This window comes from Micromonospora echinaurantiaca, assembly GCF_900090235.1.
Classification (GTDB): Bacteria; Actinomycetota; Actinomycetes; order Mycobacteriales; family Micromonosporaceae; genus Micromonospora; species Micromonospora echinaurantiaca.
In genome coordinates, this window is the sequence record NZ_LT607750.1 from 6,412,979 (window position 1) to 6,427,908 (window position 14,930).

Genomic DNA, 14,930 nt, shown 5'->3' on the forward strand with positions numbered 1-14,930 from the left:
GTGGCCCGTCACACAGGAGGATTCCATGGACTTCCGGCTCACCGAGGAGCAAGAGGCGCTGCGGGAGAGCGTGCGGGAATTCGCCCGCGAGGTGGTCGCCCCGGTCATCGCCGAGCACTACGAGAAGCACACCTTCCCGTACGAGGTGATCCGGCAGATGGGCAAGATGGGGCTCTTCGGGCTCCCCTTCCCCGAGGAGCACGGCGGGATGGGCGGCGACTACTTCGCCCTCTGCCTGGCCCTGGAGGAGCTGGCCCGGGTCGACTCCAGCGTGGCGATCACGCTGGAGGCGGCGGTCTCGCTGGGCGCCATGCCGATCTACCGGTTCGGTACCGACGAGCAGCGGGCGCAGTGGCTGCCGAAGCTGCTCAGCGGCGAGGCGCTGGCCGGCTTCGGGCTGACCGAGCCGGGCTTCGGCTCGGACGCGGGCGGCACCCAGACGCGGGCCGTGCTGGACGAGTCGACCAACGAGTGGGTGATCAACGGCTCCAAGGCGTTCATCACCAACTCGGGCACCGACATCACCGCCCTGGTCACGGTCACCGCGGTCACCGGTACCCGGCCGGACGGCAGCAAGGAACTCTCCACCATCATCGTCCCCTCCGGCACGCCGGGCTTCAGCGTCGCGCCGGGCTACTCCAAGGTCGGCTGGACCGCCTCGGACACCCACGAGCTGACCTTCGACGACTGCCGGGTGCCGGCGGCCAACCTGCTCGGCGAGCGGGGCCGGGGCTTCGCCCAGTTCCTGCGCATCCTCGACGAGGGACGGATCGCCATCGCCGCGCTCGCCGTCGGTCTCGCCCAGGGCTGCGTCGACGAGTCGATCAAGTACGCCAAGGAGCGGCACGCCTTCGGCCAGCCGATCGGGAACTACCAGGCGATCCAGTTCAAGATCGCCGACATGGAGATGAAGGCGCACACCGCCAGGCTGGCCTACTACGACGCCGCCGCCCGGATGCTCGCCGGTGAGCCGTTCAAGCGGCAGGCGGCCATCGCCAAGCTGCACGCCAGCACTGTCGCGGTGGACAACGCGCGGGAGGCCACCCAGATCCACGGCGGCTACGGCTTCATGAACGAGTACCCGGTGGCCCGGTTCTGGCGGGACGCCAAGATCCTGGAGATCGGCGAGGGCACCTCCGAGGTGCAGCGGATGGTCATCTCCCGCGACCTCGGGCTCTGACCCACGCCGAGGGCCGCTGCCACCAGCGTCACGGCGGCGGCCCGACCGTCGCCCAGCTCTGCGCCGAGGGCGGCCCGACCGCTGCTCAGCTCCGCGCCGGGGGCGACGTCGGCCCGACCGCGGTTCAGCTCCGCGCCGAGGGTGGCGGCGGCCCGACCGCTGCTCAGCTCCCTGCCGTGGGCGGCGGCGTGCCAGGACGCGCCGTTCCCGCGTACGGCGGTTCGGGCTGTCGGATTTCGGCGCGTCGGCGTCGGCAGCCCGACGCTCCGCTGCCGGCGGTCGCACCCCATCCGTACGCTTCCAGCCGATGAACGCGGACCGTGATCCTGCGCTGAGCTCCGGTCGCCCGACCCTGGCGGAACTGCTGCGCCGGCACCGGCTCGCCGCCGGCCTCACCCAGGCCGAGCTGGCGTCCCGGGCCGGCGTCGGTGTGCGTACCGTTCGCGACCTGGAGCGGGGCCGCTCGGCGCGGCCGCAGCGGACCACCGTGGAGCTGCTCGCCGGCGCGCTGGCCCTGGCCGGGCCGGCCCGCTCGGCGTTCCTCGCTGCCGCCCGGCCAGCGGCGCCGGCCGACCCGGCCGAGGCGTCCGGTGGCGCCGAGCCCGCCGCCGACGCCGGCCCGAACGCCCTGCCGCCACCGGCCGAGCTGATCGGGCGGGACCGCGACCTGGCCGAGCTGGCCGGACTGCTCACGGACGACCGTGGCCCCCGGCTGGTGAGCCTGGTCGGGCTGGCCGGCGTCGGCAAGACCGCGCTGGCCCTGGCCGCCGCCCACGCAGCCGCCGGCAGCCATCCCGCCGGGGTGGCCGGGGTGCTGATCGGGGAGGGGTCGGACGCGGCCGACGTGCTGGCCGCGTCGGTGGCGGTCTTCGGCGTCGCTCGGCTGCCGGAACTCGCCGCCCGGGTCGACGGCCGGCCCGCCCTGCTGCTGATGGACGCGGTCGAGCGCGCCCCGGACGCGGTGGCCGAGGCGCTGCACCGGCTCGCCGCCACGGTGCCGTCGCTGCGTGTGCTGGTCACCGGCCGGCACCCGGTGGGCCTTCCGGGCGAGCGGGTACGCCCGGTGGCGCCGCTCGACGTACCCCCGCCGGGCAGGGAGCGGGCCGGGCCCGCCGCGCTCGCGGGTTACCCGGCGGTGGCGCTGTTCACCGCCCGGTTGGCCCAGGTACGCCGGGAGCCGCCCGGCCCGATCGAGCTGCCGGCGCTGGCCGCGCTGGTACGGCGGCTCGGCGGGCTGCCGCTGGCCATCGAGCTGATGGCCGCCCGCGGCCGGATCCTCGACCTCAACGAACTGCTCGACCGGTACGGCGACCGGGTCCTCGACCTGGCCACCGGCCCGGCCGACCGGCCAGGCTGGGAGGCGGACCCGGGCCGGTCGGAGGGCACCCGGGCGGCGGTGGCGATGACCCTGCGGGACGCGGTGGCCACCAGCTACCGGCTGCTCGCCGCGGACGAGCGGGCGGCGCTGCGCCGGCTCGCCGTGTTCGGCAACCGGTGGTCGGTCGAGCTGGCCGATGAGATGCTCGCCGACGAGGCCGACCGGGACGGCGCGGTCGCCGTCGACCCGGTGCCGCTGCTCGACCGGCTGGTCGAGATCGGGCTGCTGAGCGTGCGGGGCACCGGCCAGTTCCGGTTCCGGCTGCTCGACGCGGTCCGGGACTTCGCCATCGAGCAGGCCGCCGGCACCGGCGAGCTGACCGCGATCCGCCGCCGGCACGCCCAGGTGATCGCCCGGCTGGTGACGCGCACCGCCACCGATCTGGTCGGGGCGAACCTGCCCGCCGCCGTGCACCGGCTGGACGAGGTGAGCGGCGACATCAGCTCCGCGCTGACGCACGCCGCGGTCGACGACCCGCTGACCGCGCTGCGCCTGGCCGCCGGACTGACCCGTTGGTGGCGGTTCCGGGGACGCGACGTCGCCGGGCGGCAGTGGCTGTGCCGGCTGCTCGCCGACCCGCGTACCGCCGACGCCGATCCGGTGCTGCGGGCGTGGGCGCTGCTCGGCGTGGCCCGGCTCGCCGCCGAGCACGGCCGTGGCGCCGAGGAGCTGCCGGCGGCCCGGGCCGCGCTGGCCGCGTTCCGCGAGGCCGGCGACGTGACCGGGGAGCTGGAGGCGCGGACGGTGCTCTGCGCGCTGCTGATCGCCACCGGCGGGCACGACGAGGGCCGGGCGCAGACCGAGGCGGTGCTGAAGTTGGCCACCCGCAACGGGCGCACCCGGGACATGGCGGTGGCCCAGAACAACCTCGCCTGGCATGAGATCCGGGTGGGCGACCTGCCCGCCGCCCGGCGCCGGCTGGCCGCCGTCGACCGGCTCGCCGCGCAGGCCGGGGAGCAGCGGCTGCGGGTGCTCGCCCGGGCCAACCTGGCCGAGGTGGCCCGCCTCGCCGGCCGGTACGCGGACGCGGTCGACCAGGGTCGCCAGGTGGTGGCGGCGCTGACCGGGCTGGGTGACCCGGGACACCGGCGTCGGGTGCTCGGCACGGTGGGTCTGGCGCTCGCCCAGGACGGCCGGTCGGCGGAGGCGGGCGAGGTGCTCGCCGAGCTGCGCTCCGCCCCGGCGTCCGGGGGCGGCTCGGGGCCGCGACCGGAGGACGGCATCTGCGCGTTGATCGAGGGGAACCTGGCCCTGCACCGGGGTGACCGGGAGTTGGCAGCGGAGTGGTTCGCCGCCGCGGCGGAGGCCGGCGTCGACGGCCAGGACCGGCGGGACGTGGTGGAGGCGCTGGTCGGGCTGGCCGCCAGCACGGCAGACCACGGCGTGCTCGACCGGCTCGACCGGGTCTGCCGGGAGAGCGGCATCCGACTGCTGCCACAGGAGGAGGGGCTGCTGTACGCGCTGGCCGAGGCGCGCAGTGGGACGGCCGGGCCGGACGCCGTCGGGGCCGGTGCCGGGGACGAGACCGGGGTCCGGGTGCCGCGGCAACGCGGGACCGGGGTGGCGCGGGCGAGGAAGCCCCCTGTTACCCCTCGCTCTTCGCCCGCGCCGTCACCCCCCGGTGGGTCCCCGTGGCAGGAAGATTAGCCACCGGGTCGGGGGACGATCGTCCGGTTTGATCGACTATCTCCCGCTGCCGGCGGCAGTTCTGCCGGTTTTTCTGCCGGTGGGTTTCGCTGCCGGTGCGGGTTGCGGTTCGTGTGAAAGGCGCCGGGCGCTGCTCGGGGTGCGCCGACTCAGCAGCCCGTCGGGGCCGCCGCGGACTCCACGGGCACCGTGGTGCTGCCCGCGGTGGCGCCGGGGTGGACGGCGTCGCGCACCCGGCGCAGGCCGTCGAGCAGGGCGTGCAGCGCGTCCGGGTCGAGCTGGCCGGTGAACCACTGCTCGATGATGCGCAGGTGGCCGGGGAGCGTCTCGTCGAGCCGCTGCAGGCCGGCGGCGGTGACCACGGCGTACGAGCTGCGCCGGTCGGAGGGGCAGGCGCGCCGGGTCAGCAGGCCGTCGCGCTCCATCCGGTCCACCACCCGGGTGACCCCGCTGGTGGACAGGGACGTCTGCGCGGCCAGGTCGGTCATCCGCAGTTGGTTGCCGGGTGAGCGGGCGAGCCGGGTCAGCACCTCGAACTCGACCGACGACAGGCCGTGTTCCTCGAATTGCGCGGAGAACCGGGCCGACAGCCCGGCGTGCGCCTCGAAGAGGAGGCCGACTGCGGTGATCCGAGGGTCGTCGAACACGTTCTGGTTCACCCGTACATCCTAACAGTCCTTGACACGAGGAATATTGCTGCCGCTATAGTTGCTGAGGCAGTCGTTGGGCTACTAAACGATATCTCTCGGAGGGCAGTTTCCATGACCAGCAGCGTCGAAGCGGTTACCCGCGACTGGGAGGGCCTCACCATCCCGACCGCCGGCACCTACGTGCTGGACGCGGCGCACAAGCGCGTCGGGTTCGTCGCCCGACACATGATGGTGAGCAAGGTACGCGGTGAGTTCGCCGAGGCCGCCGCCACCATCACCGTCGCCGAGGACCCGATGCAGTCCTCGGTCAGCGCCACCATCCAGGCGGCCAGCATCGACACCAAGCAGGCCGACCGGGACGCCCACCTGCGCAGCCCCGAGTTCCTCGAGGTGGAGAAGTTCCCCACCCTCGAGTTCCGGAGCACCGCCGTGAAGTCCCGCGACGGCAACGAGTTCGTCCTCGTCGGCGACCTGACCATCAAGGGCGTCACCCGTCAGGTCGAGCTGGAGGTCGAGTTCGAGGGCGTCGGCCGCAGCCCGTTCGGCCAGGACATCTTCGGCTTCTCGGCGAGCACCGAGATCGACCGCGAGGAGTTCGGCCTGACCTGGAACGTCGCCCTGGAGACCGGCGGCGTGCTGGTCGGCAAGAAGATCAAGATCGAGATCGAGGGCGAGGCTGTCCGCCAGGCCTGATCCCCGAGGATCTGACGTACGTCGGGCCCGTGCCGCACCGCCGGCACGGGCCCGACGCCGTCCGTACCCGATCGCGCGGGCGCGGTCCCGCCCGATCCGGTCCGGTCCCCCCTGCCGCCGGGCGGGTCGATGCCGGGCCCGGGCTCGGGTATCCGCCCGCACGGCGCCGGCTCGCGTGGTCACCGCGGAGCCGCAGCGGGTGCGATTTGTCACGGCTCGTTCCCCCGGCGGTGCGGTGGCCGGCGGCCCGGGCTGGGTAGAGATGCCGGCGGGAGCGCGTACGGACCGGTCGCCGTCGTCCCGGCCGGTGGGCCGGGGACCCGGCCTCTGGTCCGCTGCGATCAACGCTCTTAACGTGGATGGTTCACAATGCGTTTCCGGGACGGTACGGTCCCGAGTGCGCCTCGCGCCGGGAGGACGACATGGGCAGGGACGTCGCGCAGGGCGCCTTCTCCCGGGAGGACCGGGTCCGCTACCGGCAGAAGGTCCGGCGCTGCCTGGACGTGTTCGCGCTGATGCTCGACGACTTCGGGTTCGACGCCGACCGCCCGATGACCGGCCTGGAGATCGAGCTCAACCTGGTCGACTCGGCGGCCGAGCCGGCGATGCGCAACGAGGAGATCCTCGCCGACATCGCCGACCCGCTCTTCCAGACCGAGCTGGGGCAGTTCAACCTGGAACTCAACGCGCTGCCCCGGCTGATCGAGGGCACCGGCTTCGCCGACTACGAGCACGAACTGCGGGCCAGCCTGACCCGGGCCGACGAGCGGGCGGCCAAGTCGGACGCGAAGATCGTCCTGGTCGGCATCCTGCCCACGCTCACCGAGCGGCACCTGGTCGCGGACAACCTCTCCACCAACGAGCGCTACCGGGTGCTCAACGACCAGATCGTCGGCGCCCGCGGGGAGGACATCGAACTCGACATCCGGGGGGTCGAGCGGCTCCAGACGCACACCGACTCGATCGCCCCCGAAGCCGCCTGCACCAGCCTCCAGTTCCACCTCCAGGTCGCGCCGGACAGCTTCGCCGACTACTGGAACGCGTCCCAGGCGATCGCCGCTGCGCAGGTCGCCGTCGGCGCCAACTCGCCCTTCCTCTACGGCCGGCAACTCTGGGCCGAGACCCGGATCGCCCTGTTCCAGCAGGCCACCGACACCCGCCCGGACGAGCTCAAGGCGCAGGGCGTACGCCCCCGGGTCTGGTTCGGCGAACGGTGGATCACCTCGATCTTCGACCTCTTCGAGGAGAACGTCCGCTACTTCCCCCCGCTGCTGCCGATCTGCGAGGACGAGGACCCGGTCGAGGTGCTGCACGGCGGCGGCGTGCCGCAGCTGGGTGAGCTGCGGCTGCACAACGGCACCGTCTACCGCTGGAACCGGCCGGTCTACGACATCATGGACGGCCGTCCGCACCTGCGGGTGGAGAACCGGGTGCTGCCGGCCGGGCCGACCGTGGTGGACATGCTGGCCAACGCCGCCTTCTACTTCGGGCTGGCCCGCGGGCTGGCCGAGGCCGACCGGCCGATCTGGAGCCAGCTCACCTTCAGCTCGGCGGAGGAGAACTTCCACGCCGCCGCGCGGCGCGGGATGGACGCCGTACTGCACTGGCCGCGGCTCGGCGAGGTGCCGGTGACCAAGCTGGTCCTGGACGTGCTGCTGCCCCGGGCGGCGGCCGGACTGGACCGGTTCGGGGTGGCCCCGGCGGAACGGGACCGGCTGCTCGGCATCATCGAGCAGCGCTGCCGTACCGGTCGCAACGGCGCGGCCTGGCAGACCGAGGCGGTCTGGGTCGCCGAGCGGCACCGGGGCATGGACCGGAACGCCGCGCTGCACCACATGGTCCAGCGCTACGCCGAACTGCAGCGCAGCAACGAGCCGGTGCACACCTGGCCGGTGGACTGACGGACGCAACCGCCGGGGAGCGCCGTCAGCGGGAGCGCCGGGTCGACCGGAGGCGTCGCCCGGCCGGACTGTCGTCGCCAGCAGGATCGGTGGCGTCCCCGGAGCCACCCGCCGGCGCCGCCGGGTCCACCCCGGCAGTTTCCGCACCACCGGATGGTTTCGCGGTGCCTCCACCGGCCGGCTTCGCGGTGCCGGCCGGCTTTGCGTCGCCGGTCGGTGCGCCGGCCGTGCCGCCGACGGTGGCCGGTTCGCCGGCGGCGGCGGGCAGGCGGGAGGACTTGCCGGCCCGCTGCCGCGGCACCCGCGTCGTCCCGGATCCGACCGCATCCGGCCCGGCGTCCGCCGGTGTGGCCGGTGCCGGGTCGACCGCGACGTCGGCGGAGGTCGCCGAGCGGCGGGCAGCGCGCTGGGCGAGCGCGGCCACCAGCGCCGAGCCGCCGACGCCGACGATCACCGCGTAGGGGGCGATCAGGTGCGCCGAGACCTGCTCCGGACTGATCGCGGTCACCCGGGGTACCGCCAGGAAGTACGCGACCGCGACGAGCAGCGGCCCGGCCGCGCCGGAGGCCACCGCGCCGACCCGGTGGTCGGGGTGCCGGGCGGCGCTCCGGGCCGCGAGCGCGCCGATGACCAGCGCGGAGCCCAGCGAGAGCACCGCGCCGGGCCAGTAGAGGTAGTCCCGGATCCAGTACCGGCCGTCGTCCGCGCTGAGCTGCCAGATGCCGAGCTGCGCGCTGGTCAGCCCGCGGCCGGCGAGCACGCCGTCGACCACGGCGACCACCGCGAGCAGCCAGAGCCAGGCGATGGTGGCGATGACGTTCGCGGCGGCGGCCCGGGAGCGCAGCGCCCAGCCGGCGGCCAGTACGCCCACCAGCATCCCGACCGCCGCGTAGCCGGCGGCGACCTCCCGGGGCGAGGGGGTGTCCGCCACCTCGGCCATCCGGGCCGGCACGGCGACCAGCAGCGCGGTGATCAGAGCGCCGAAGCCGGCGGCGAGCGCCAGGAGAAGCAGCCGGAGCGGGCCGACCTGCTCCGGTCCGGTGTCGGCATCCGGCCGGCCGGCGACCTCGCCGTCCCCGCTCTCCGACGCGGCTTCGGCGGGCGCGTCGCCGGGCGGCGGGCCACCGGCCGGGCGGTTCGGCGTGCCCCGGTCCCGCAGCCGCTGCGCGCAGACCGCACCGAAGACGGTCGAGGTGGCGGCGATCCAGGTGGCCCAGACCAGACTGGCGACCCAGGCCGCCGGTCCGGCGCCGGGGTCGGCCGGCGCCCAGTTGATGATGCCCAGCCCGTAGCCGAAACCCAGTTGGGCGGCGCCCGCGCCGGCAGCGACGCCGATCGCGGTGGCGATCGATCCTCCCCAGCCCCGTCTGGCCATGCGGGGCAGCGTAGCGTCCCGGGGTCGGCGCGGCGAGTGGTGCCGGGGCGGCGGCGATCTCGATCCGGGAAAACGCACCGGCGGGTGGCCGGCCCGTGACGGGCGGCGACCACGGCGGGCGCGGCGACCGCGCGGAGCGGGCTTGGTGGCGCCGGGTACGGTCGCCGGGGATGAGGCGGTGGGCGGTATGACGGACGGGAACACGGGCCTGCGGACGGACGGCGCGAGCGGTGACGCCGGGCCGGACCGGTTGACCCTGGCGCTCGGCGGCGGGTTGTCCGTCGCGCTGCTCGCCGCGATCGGCGCCACCGGCGGCTGGCTGCTCGCCGGGGAGGGCGCCGAGCCCACCGGCCGGCCCGTCGCGGGCGCCACCACCGGCGCGCCGACCGGCAGCCCGAGTGCGGCGCCGAGCCGGGCCACCCCGACGGCACCCCGGTCGACGTCGCCGACCCGGTCCACCGGGCTGACCGTGCCGCCCCTGATCGGCACCGACTTCGCCGAGGCCCGCGACGAACTGCGGGAGCGGCGGCTGGGTTGGCGACTGGTCTTCGGCAGCGGCACCGGGCGCACGGTGACCCGTACCTCGCCGGCGGTCGGCGCGGAGGTGCGGCCGGGCACCACGGTGCACCTCTACGTCGATGGTCCGGCGCCGGCCAGCACGGTGCCCGACGTGGTCGGCGAGGAGTGCGACGACGCGGCCGACGAACTCGTCGACGAGGGCTTCTACCCGCGCTACCGGTCGGGCCGGCGCGGCGTGGTCACCCGCCAGGAGCCGGCCGGCGACGCCGCGGGCAACTGGAACGACCCGGTCGCCATCTGGTGCGGCGTGGCGGCTCCCGGCTCGCCCACCGCGTCCCCGGTGCCGTGACGGGCGGGTCGGCACGCTGATCCCGGCCGATGGCCGCCCGGACCGCTAGGTTGGCGGGCGAGGGCCATGACGCCCGTCCCGGTTCGGGAAAGGACGTGCCATGAGCGAGCGGCAGCGAGCGAATCATCGGCACAGCGCGTGGGTGTCTCATGTCGGTGCGGAGCGGAGCGGAGTGCCGGCATGAGCGAGCGGCAGCGAGCGAATCATCGGCACAGCGCGTGGGTGTCTCATGTCGGTGCGGAGCGGAGCGGAGTGCCGGCATGAGCGAGCGGCAGCGAGCGAATCATCGGCACAGCGCGTGGGTGTCTCATGTCGGTGCGGAGCGGAGCGGAGTGCCGGCATGAGCGAGCCACCCGAGGGGGACGACTCCACCCGATCGTTGCCACCGTCGGGCGACCGGGCCGGCGGGCCGGAACCCGTCGACCGGACGCAGCGGCTGCCCGGCCCGACGGACCGGACGGCGGAGCAGCCACCCGAACCGGCCGCGCCGGACCGGACCGCCCCGCTGCCGCCGACCGGGCGTCCCGGCCCGGCGGCGTGGTCCGGGCGGGCCGAGGTGCCGCCGCCACGACCGGCCGACTACCAGCCGGGCGGCGGCGAGTGGTACGCCGAGGACAGCGGCCGGCGCTGGTGGCTGCCCATCCTCTGGGGCGTGGTCGTGCTGCTGCTGCTCGCCCTGCTGGGCGCCGGGCTGTGGCTGGCCCTCCAGTCGGCGGACGACGGGACGGAGCCGGGCCCGACCCCGTCGGTCTCGCCGACCCGTACCGTGCCGACCACGCCCGCGCCGACCACCACCGAGCCCACCACCCGGTCGCCCTCCCCGTCGCCGACCAGCGAACCGGTCGAGGTGCCGGTGCCGCCGCTGGTCGGTCTGTCGCAGGAGGCGGCGGAGGCGATCCTGGACCGGCTCGGGGTGGACCACCGGGTCGAGTACCGGGCGTCGGACCGGCCGGCCGGCACGGTGATCGAAACCGACCCGGCCGCGGGCGAACCGGTGCCGGCCGGCGAGGAGGTCACGTTGACCGTGTCCCGCGGCCGGCCGACGCCGACCGCGAGCCCGAGCGAGCCGACCACCGAGCCGACCCCGACGGCCTGAGCCAACTCGACGGCGCCTGAGTCCACGCCGACGGATTGAGCCCACCCTGACGGACTGACCCCGACCCGAGCCCGATCCGATCTCAAGCCTGACCCGGCCCGTGGAGTGACAGGACGCCGACGCTGGCGGCTCTTGGCCGGGAGGGCCCGGTCACCACATCCGGCGTCTCGTCCCCACCAACCCCAGGCCGGCGAGCGAGATGGCCAGGCCGAGGACGCCCGACCAGAACAGCGAACGGCGGATGTCCTCCGGAGTGTGCCCGCCGGCCGCCGCCGGTTCGGCACCCGACGGCGCGGCGGCGACCGGCCCGCCGGAGTCGGGCGTCGGCTCGGTCGCCGGCGGGTCGGGCTCGCCGAACGCGAACGGGTCGTACTCGTCGTGCGGTTCGGTCGACGGGTCTTCGCCGATCACGGTGATCTCCGGTGCCGGCACCGGATCGGTCAGTCGGGTGGACGACAGGGCGGGGTCGCGGACCACGACCACGAGCGTGGTCGCGGCGCCGAACAGCGCCAGGATTCCGAAGGCGTAGGCGATACGGGAGCGGTGGTGCCGCCGCGCGGCGGACTGATTGACCATGGCCATCCCAGGTTCGGGGTCCTGGACGCGCGGGGTGGAAACCTGCCGGGGTGGGCGTACCGATTCTATGGCGGCGGCACGCCCCCCGGCGGCCGTTCGTGGAGGTCAGCCCACCCGGACCGGGGTCCGGACGACCGGCCTGCGGGCCGTCCGCACGGTGTGCGGGCGGGGTTCCGGGGCGGCCCGCAGCTGGCGCAGCCCCTGCCGCTGTACGAAGATCGACCGCCGGTTGACCGCGTCCCCCGCCGCGTTCAACTCGTAGCCGTCGAGCCAGAGCCAACCGTCGTAGGTCGGCCAGTCGAGCACCCGGATCACCCGGAACATGATGGGCCTGAGGAACTGGACACTCGCCGCGCGAGTCACGTGCAGTACGTCACCGGAGCGGGGAAGCACATGGGCTCCTGGGGAGGGTTGGCCGGCGGACGGGCCGGCGGAGCTGGTCGGGGGAAGGTTGCCGGCCGGGCGACGGGGTCGTGCCCGGTGGGCCGGCGGGTGCGGGTGGTGGTGGTCGGGCGACGCCCGCTGGTGGCGTGCCGCCACCCGACCAACACCCGATCGCTCCTGGGCACCGCTCCCGCCGCCGCAGCCTGCTGGCGTGCAGCGGCGGGGTCATCAGCCCGGGGCAGATCCTGTTGCCGCAGGTCGGGCACGATCACCGTCCGGTTTCCGGGCGCTGGTGGGGTCACCGCTCCGGAAGAGCGATCTTGACGGTGAGTGACCCGTGCCATACGGACAGAGTGCATCAGACACGTGCGACATGCAAGTTGCACGTCGACTTTTGCCGATACGCGAGCGGCTCGCGTGTCACGACGCTTGAAGCCGTTGGCGTCCAAACGGCACACTGAGGGCCGGTTTCGCCCGTCGCGGCCGGCCGACGACCGGCACCACCCCCTGCCGCGAACGCCTCGCCCGCTGCCCCAGGGTCGCGCCCCGGCGGGCGGCGACAGCGGCGCGTCCACGCGGAGGTGTACCGGTGAGGGCCAGCGAGCGGTCCGGAACGGCAGCCGAGGGTGCGATCCTGAGCGCGAGCGGTGCCCCGCTCCGGCGAGCCCCGTGGCGAACCGAGGTGCGGTCGTGAGCGAGCGGCGCAGCCCGACCATCCGGCGCCGCCGGCTCGGTGCGGAGTTGCGCCGGCAGCGGGAGGCGGCCGGGATCACCATCGAGGCCGTCGCCGAGCAGCTGGAGTGCTCCGCGTCGAAGATCTCCCGGATCGAGACCGGCCACACCACGGCGACCCCGCGGGACGTGCGGGACATGCTCCGGATCTACGGCGTGGTCGGCGCGGAGAGCGACGAGCTGGTGCAGATCGCCCGGGAGGCCCGGCAGAAGGGCTGGTGGCACCCGTACAGCACGGTGCTGGTCGGGGCCTACGTCGGGCTGGAGGCGGCGGCCAGCTCGATCCGGGCGTACGAGCAGCAGGTGGTCCCCGGTCTGTTGGAGACCGAGGAGTACGCGAGTGCCATGATCCGCGCCGCTCGGCCGGACTTCACCGCCGAACAGGTCGCACAACGTGTCCGTGTCCGACTGGGCCGCCAGTCGTTGCTGACTCAGGATGATCCGGTCGATCTGTGGGTGGTGCTCGATGAGGCGGTGGTGAGCCGGCCGGTGGGCGGGGACGAAGTGATGCGTGGCCAGCTCAAGCGGCTGGTCGAGGTGGCCGAGTTGCCGAACGTGACGTTGCAGATCCTGCCGTTCGAGGTGGGGGCGCACGCCGGCATGGACGGCACCTTCACGATCCTCAGCTTCCCCGAGCCCGGTGATCCGGATGTCGTGTACGCGGAGAACGCCACGGGTGGGCTCTTCCTGGAGAAGAGTGACGAACTGCAGAAGTACAGCTTCATCTTCGATCACATCCGCGCGGCGGCCATCCGTCCGGAGGAGTCCATCGCACACATCGCGAAACTGGCAGAGGAGCCGTTGTGGAAATGGCGACCAAGGGGTTCCCCGTGGACCTGACGCAGGCAACCTGGTTCAAGAGCTCGAAGAGCGGGCCGAACTGTGACAACTGCGTGGAGGTGGCGTACGTGACCGGGGCGGTCGGGGTCCGGGACTCGAAGGACAAGACAGGTCCCGCCCTGGTCTTCGCCCCGGGCGACTGGCACGCCTTCGTCGACGGCGCCAAGCGCGGCGGCTTCGGCCGGGACTGACCACCGGCGTGACACCGATGGCGGCTCCCCGTCCGGTTCTCCGGACGGGGAGCCGACCGTGCCCGGGCGGCACCGGAGGCGGGGATCCGACCGGCGTCGGGCGACGCGGGCAGGGGCTCGGTCGATTCACCGTGGCCGCAAGGGCGCTGCCGCCCGCCGCCCGGACGTGACCCCGGCTCCGGGATTCCCGTCGCCACATCGGTCCCGTCTCGTTGTACCCCTCGGTACGGCGCTGGTCGACAACCCGCCGCGGATCGACAACCGAGCTAGGCAGGCGAGACGGATGACGACGATCGGTTCAGAGAACCTCACCAACGGTCCGGGCAAACCGGAGCGGTTCGGTGGCAAGTACCGGGGGGCGCGCCGGGACACCGTGCTGACCGAGGTGGTGTCGACCGACACCGAGAACGCCGGCCGGGACGCCGCGCCCGCCACGCCCGAGCAGGCCGGCCCGCCGCTCTCCCTGCCGTCGCTGGACCCGAACCCGCTCACCGAGCCCTCGTTCCCGCCCGGCGGTTGGGCGGCGGAGCCAACCGAGTCGCTGGCCGACCACCCGCTGCTGCGCGGCCTGCTGATGGAGCTGCCGCCGAAGGGCAGCGTGCCCCCGCCCGGTTGGCTGGACCGCTGGTTCGAGGCGACCCGGGCGATTTTGGAACTGCTATACATGCAGGGGGCCGGCCGCTCCCACTGACGCCGGCTCCGCCGGCTCGGCGAGCGTCATCCGCTCGACCGGCACCGCCCAGCCCGTCGGCGCCAACGGTTCCGCCGGCAGCGCCCGCTCGGCCAGGCGGTTGTGTCGCAGCGCGTGCCGGACGCCGAGCACGGCGACGCAGAGCGCACCGACGGTGATCGCGGGGCCGGTCACGCCCGGTTCCACGAGCAGGTCCGCGCCGCCCGCGGTGAGCAGCGCCGGCACCGTGGCCAGGCCGGTGACCTGCACCGGCAGCCCGATCATCGGATGCGCCGCGGCGGCCCGCAGGCCGTGCGGGGCGGGCGTGTCCGGCGCGGCGGCGAAGGCGCCCGCGCCGGCCCACAACCGGCGCAGCCGGCGTACAGCGCAGAGCGCGACCAGCGCGGCCGGTCCGCCGGCGAGGGCGAGGTTGCCGGCGGCCCGGTCCGCCATGGTGGCCCCGCCGCTGGACAGCCCGGCGGTCAGCACCGCCGCGGTCAGCCCCAGTCCGGTCAGGGTGAGGACGAGCGACCAGCCGGCCCGCCGGCGCAGGGCGTGGGCACGGTCGATCCGGGGCAGCCCGTCCGCGACGTACCCGGCGGCCAGCCAGACGGCGGCGACCGGCAGCAGCACGGCGAGATGGCTCTCCATGTCTGACAGCCTTGCCCGTTCCCGGGCCGGGCGAATCCGGGCCCGCCCCCCGTTGGGCCCGTAGTCGCACCCCGTAGGGGATCCATCCCTCCGATGTT

At 74.5% G+C, this 14,930-nt stretch carries 14 protein-coding genes; 9 read left to right on the plus strand and 5 right to left on the minus strand.

What is annotated here, in order from left to right; translation table 11 throughout:
* Positions 1 to 25 precede the first annotated feature (25 nt).
* Together GA0070609_RS29100 and GA0070609_RS29105 are read left to right on the plus strand one after the other, a co-directional pair.
* A complete protein-coding gene (locus GA0070609_RS29100) occupies positions 26 to 1,180 on the plus strand; it encodes an acyl-CoA dehydrogenase family protein (RefSeq protein WP_088996744.1) in 1,155 nt (384 codons plus the stop codon).
* A gap of 307 nt (positions 1,181 to 1,487) precedes the next feature.
* Positions 1,488 to 4,205: an ATP-binding protein gene (locus GA0070609_RS29105; RefSeq protein WP_088996745.1), complete on the plus strand. Its 2,718-nt coding sequence runs from the start codon at positions 1,488 to 1,490 to the stop codon at positions 4,203 to 4,205.
* Between the two features lie 149 nt (positions 4,206 to 4,354).
* Here GA0070609_RS29105 and GA0070609_RS29110 read toward each other — a convergent pair whose 3' ends face one another.
* A complete protein-coding gene (locus tag GA0070609_RS29110) occupies positions 4,355 to 4,864 on the minus strand; it encodes a MarR family winged helix-turn-helix transcriptional regulator (protein WP_088996746.1) in 510 nt (169 codons plus the stop codon).
* A 102-nt stretch (positions 4,865 to 4,966) separates the two neighbouring features.
* On the opposite strand from GA0070609_RS29110, the gene GA0070609_RS29115 reads away from it, so the two are divergent.
* Both GA0070609_RS29115 and GA0070609_RS29120 read left to right on the plus strand, forming a co-directional pair.
* Positions 4,967 to 5,548, plus strand: coding sequence for a YceI family protein (locus GA0070609_RS29115; RefSeq protein WP_088996747.1), 582 nt, complete (start codon positions 4,967 to 4,969; stop codon positions 5,546 to 5,548).
* 422 nt (positions 5,549 to 5,970) lie between these two features.
* On the plus strand, positions 5,971 to 7,449 hold the full coding sequence (locus GA0070609_RS29120; protein ID WP_088996748.1) for a glutamate--cysteine ligase: 1,479 nt from the start codon (positions 5,971 to 5,973) through the stop codon (positions 7,447 to 7,449).
* Between the two features lie 25 nt (positions 7,450 to 7,474).
* Here GA0070609_RS29120 and GA0070609_RS29125 read toward each other — a convergent pair whose 3' ends face one another.
* Complete coding sequence (locus GA0070609_RS29125; protein WP_088996749.1) at positions 7,475 to 8,824, minus strand: hypothetical protein; 1,350 nt, start codon at positions 8,822 to 8,824, stop codon at positions 7,475 to 7,477.
* 187 nt (positions 8,825 to 9,011) lie between these two features.
* Between GA0070609_RS29125 and GA0070609_RS29130 the strand changes: the two genes are divergently transcribed.
* Positions 9,012 to 9,692: a PASTA domain-containing protein gene (locus GA0070609_RS29130; protein WP_157748325.1), complete on the plus strand. Its 681-nt coding sequence runs from the start codon at positions 9,012 to 9,014 to the stop codon at positions 9,690 to 9,692.
* 340 nt (positions 9,693 to 10,032) lie between these two features.
* Positions 10,033 to 10,788: a PASTA domain-containing protein gene (locus GA0070609_RS29135; protein WP_088996751.1), complete on the plus strand. Its 756-nt coding sequence runs from the start codon at positions 10,033 to 10,035 to the stop codon at positions 10,786 to 10,788.
* A gap of 150 nt (positions 10,789 to 10,938) precedes the next feature.
* On the opposite strand, the gene GA0070609_RS29140 is transcribed toward GA0070609_RS29135, so the two are convergent.
* Positions 10,939 to 11,370, minus strand: a complete 432-nt coding sequence (locus GA0070609_RS29140) for a hypothetical protein (protein ID WP_172899430.1) — start codon at positions 11,368 to 11,370, stop codon at positions 10,939 to 10,941.
* 99 nt (positions 11,371 to 11,469) lie between these two features.
* On the minus strand, positions 11,470 to 11,757 hold the full coding sequence (locus tag GA0070609_RS29145) for a hypothetical protein (RefSeq protein WP_088996752.1): 288 nt from the start codon (positions 11,755 to 11,757) through the stop codon (positions 11,470 to 11,472).
* A 681-nt stretch (positions 11,758 to 12,438) separates the two neighbouring features.
* Between GA0070609_RS29145 and GA0070609_RS29150 the strand changes: the two genes are divergently transcribed.
* The 3 genes from GA0070609_RS29150 (at position 12,439) to GA0070609_RS29160 (ending at position 14,202) form a co-directional block, all read left to right on the plus strand.
* A complete protein-coding gene (locus GA0070609_RS29150; RefSeq protein WP_088996753.1) occupies positions 12,439 to 13,320 on the plus strand; it encodes a helix-turn-helix domain-containing protein in 882 nt (293 codons plus the stop codon).
* The gene (locus GA0070609_RS29155; RefSeq protein ID WP_088996754.1) at positions 13,290 to 13,511 is read left to right on the plus strand and encodes a DUF397 domain-containing protein; all 222 of its coding nucleotides are present in this window, start codon (positions 13,290 to 13,292) and stop codon (positions 13,509 to 13,511) included. Before GA0070609_RS29150 ends, GA0070609_RS29155 begins: the two co-directional genes overlap by 31 nt.
* 283 nt (positions 13,512 to 13,794) lie before the next feature.
* A complete protein-coding gene (locus GA0070609_RS29160) occupies positions 13,795 to 14,202 on the plus strand; it encodes a hypothetical protein (protein WP_088996755.1) in 408 nt (135 codons plus the stop codon).
* Here the strand turns inward: GA0070609_RS29160 and GA0070609_RS29165 are convergent.
* Positions 14,170 to 14,832 carry a hypothetical protein gene (locus GA0070609_RS29165; protein ID WP_172899431.1) on the minus strand — a complete coding sequence of 221 codons (663 nt, stop codon included), beginning with the start codon at positions 14,830 to 14,832 and terminating at the stop codon, positions 14,170 to 14,172. The genes GA0070609_RS29160 and GA0070609_RS29165 overlap by 33 nt on opposite strands.
* Positions 14,833 to 14,930 lie beyond the last annotated feature (98 nt).

Bases quoted from the DNA above. Each gene is read 5' to 3' on its own strand.
- GA0070609_RS29115 (WP_088996747.1), top strand. From the start codon at position 4,967: ATGACCAGCAGCGTCGAAGCGGTTACCCGCGACTGGGAGGGCCTCACC.
- GA0070609_RS29165 (WP_172899431.1), bottom strand. From the start codon at position 14,832: ATGGAGAGCCATCTCGCCGTGCTGCTGCCGGTCGCCGCCGTCTGGCTG.
- GA0070609_RS29160 (WP_088996755.1), top strand. From the start codon at position 13,795: ATGACGACGATCGGTTCAGAGAACCTCACCAACGGTCCGGGCAAACCG.
- GA0070609_RS29105 (WP_088996745.1), top strand. From the start codon at position 1,488: ATGAACGCGGACCGTGATCCTGCGCTGAGCTCCGGTCGCCCGACCCTG.
- GA0070609_RS29100 (WP_088996744.1), top strand. From the start codon at position 26: ATGGACTTCCGGCTCACCGAGGAGCAAGAGGCGCTGCGGGAGAGCGTG.
- GA0070609_RS29125 (WP_088996749.1), bottom strand. From the start codon at position 8,824: ATGGCCAGACGGGGCTGGGGAGGATCGATCGCCACCGCGATCGGCGTC.
- GA0070609_RS29120 (WP_088996748.1), top strand. From the start codon at position 5,971: ATGGGCAGGGACGTCGCGCAGGGCGCCTTCTCCCGGGAGGACCGGGTC.
- GA0070609_RS29130 (WP_157748325.1), top strand. From the start codon at position 9,012: ATGACGGACGGGAACACGGGCCTGCGGACGGACGGCGCGAGCGGTGAC.
- GA0070609_RS29155 (WP_088996754.1), top strand. From the start codon at position 13,290: ATGGCGACCAAGGGGTTCCCCGTGGACCTGACGCAGGCAACCTGGTTC.
- GA0070609_RS29135 (WP_088996751.1), top strand. From the start codon at position 10,033: ATGAGCGAGCCACCCGAGGGGGACGACTCCACCCGATCGTTGCCACCG.
- GA0070609_RS29140 (WP_172899430.1), bottom strand. From the start codon at position 11,370: ATGGCCATGGTCAATCAGTCCGCCGCGCGGCGGCACCACCGCTCCCGT.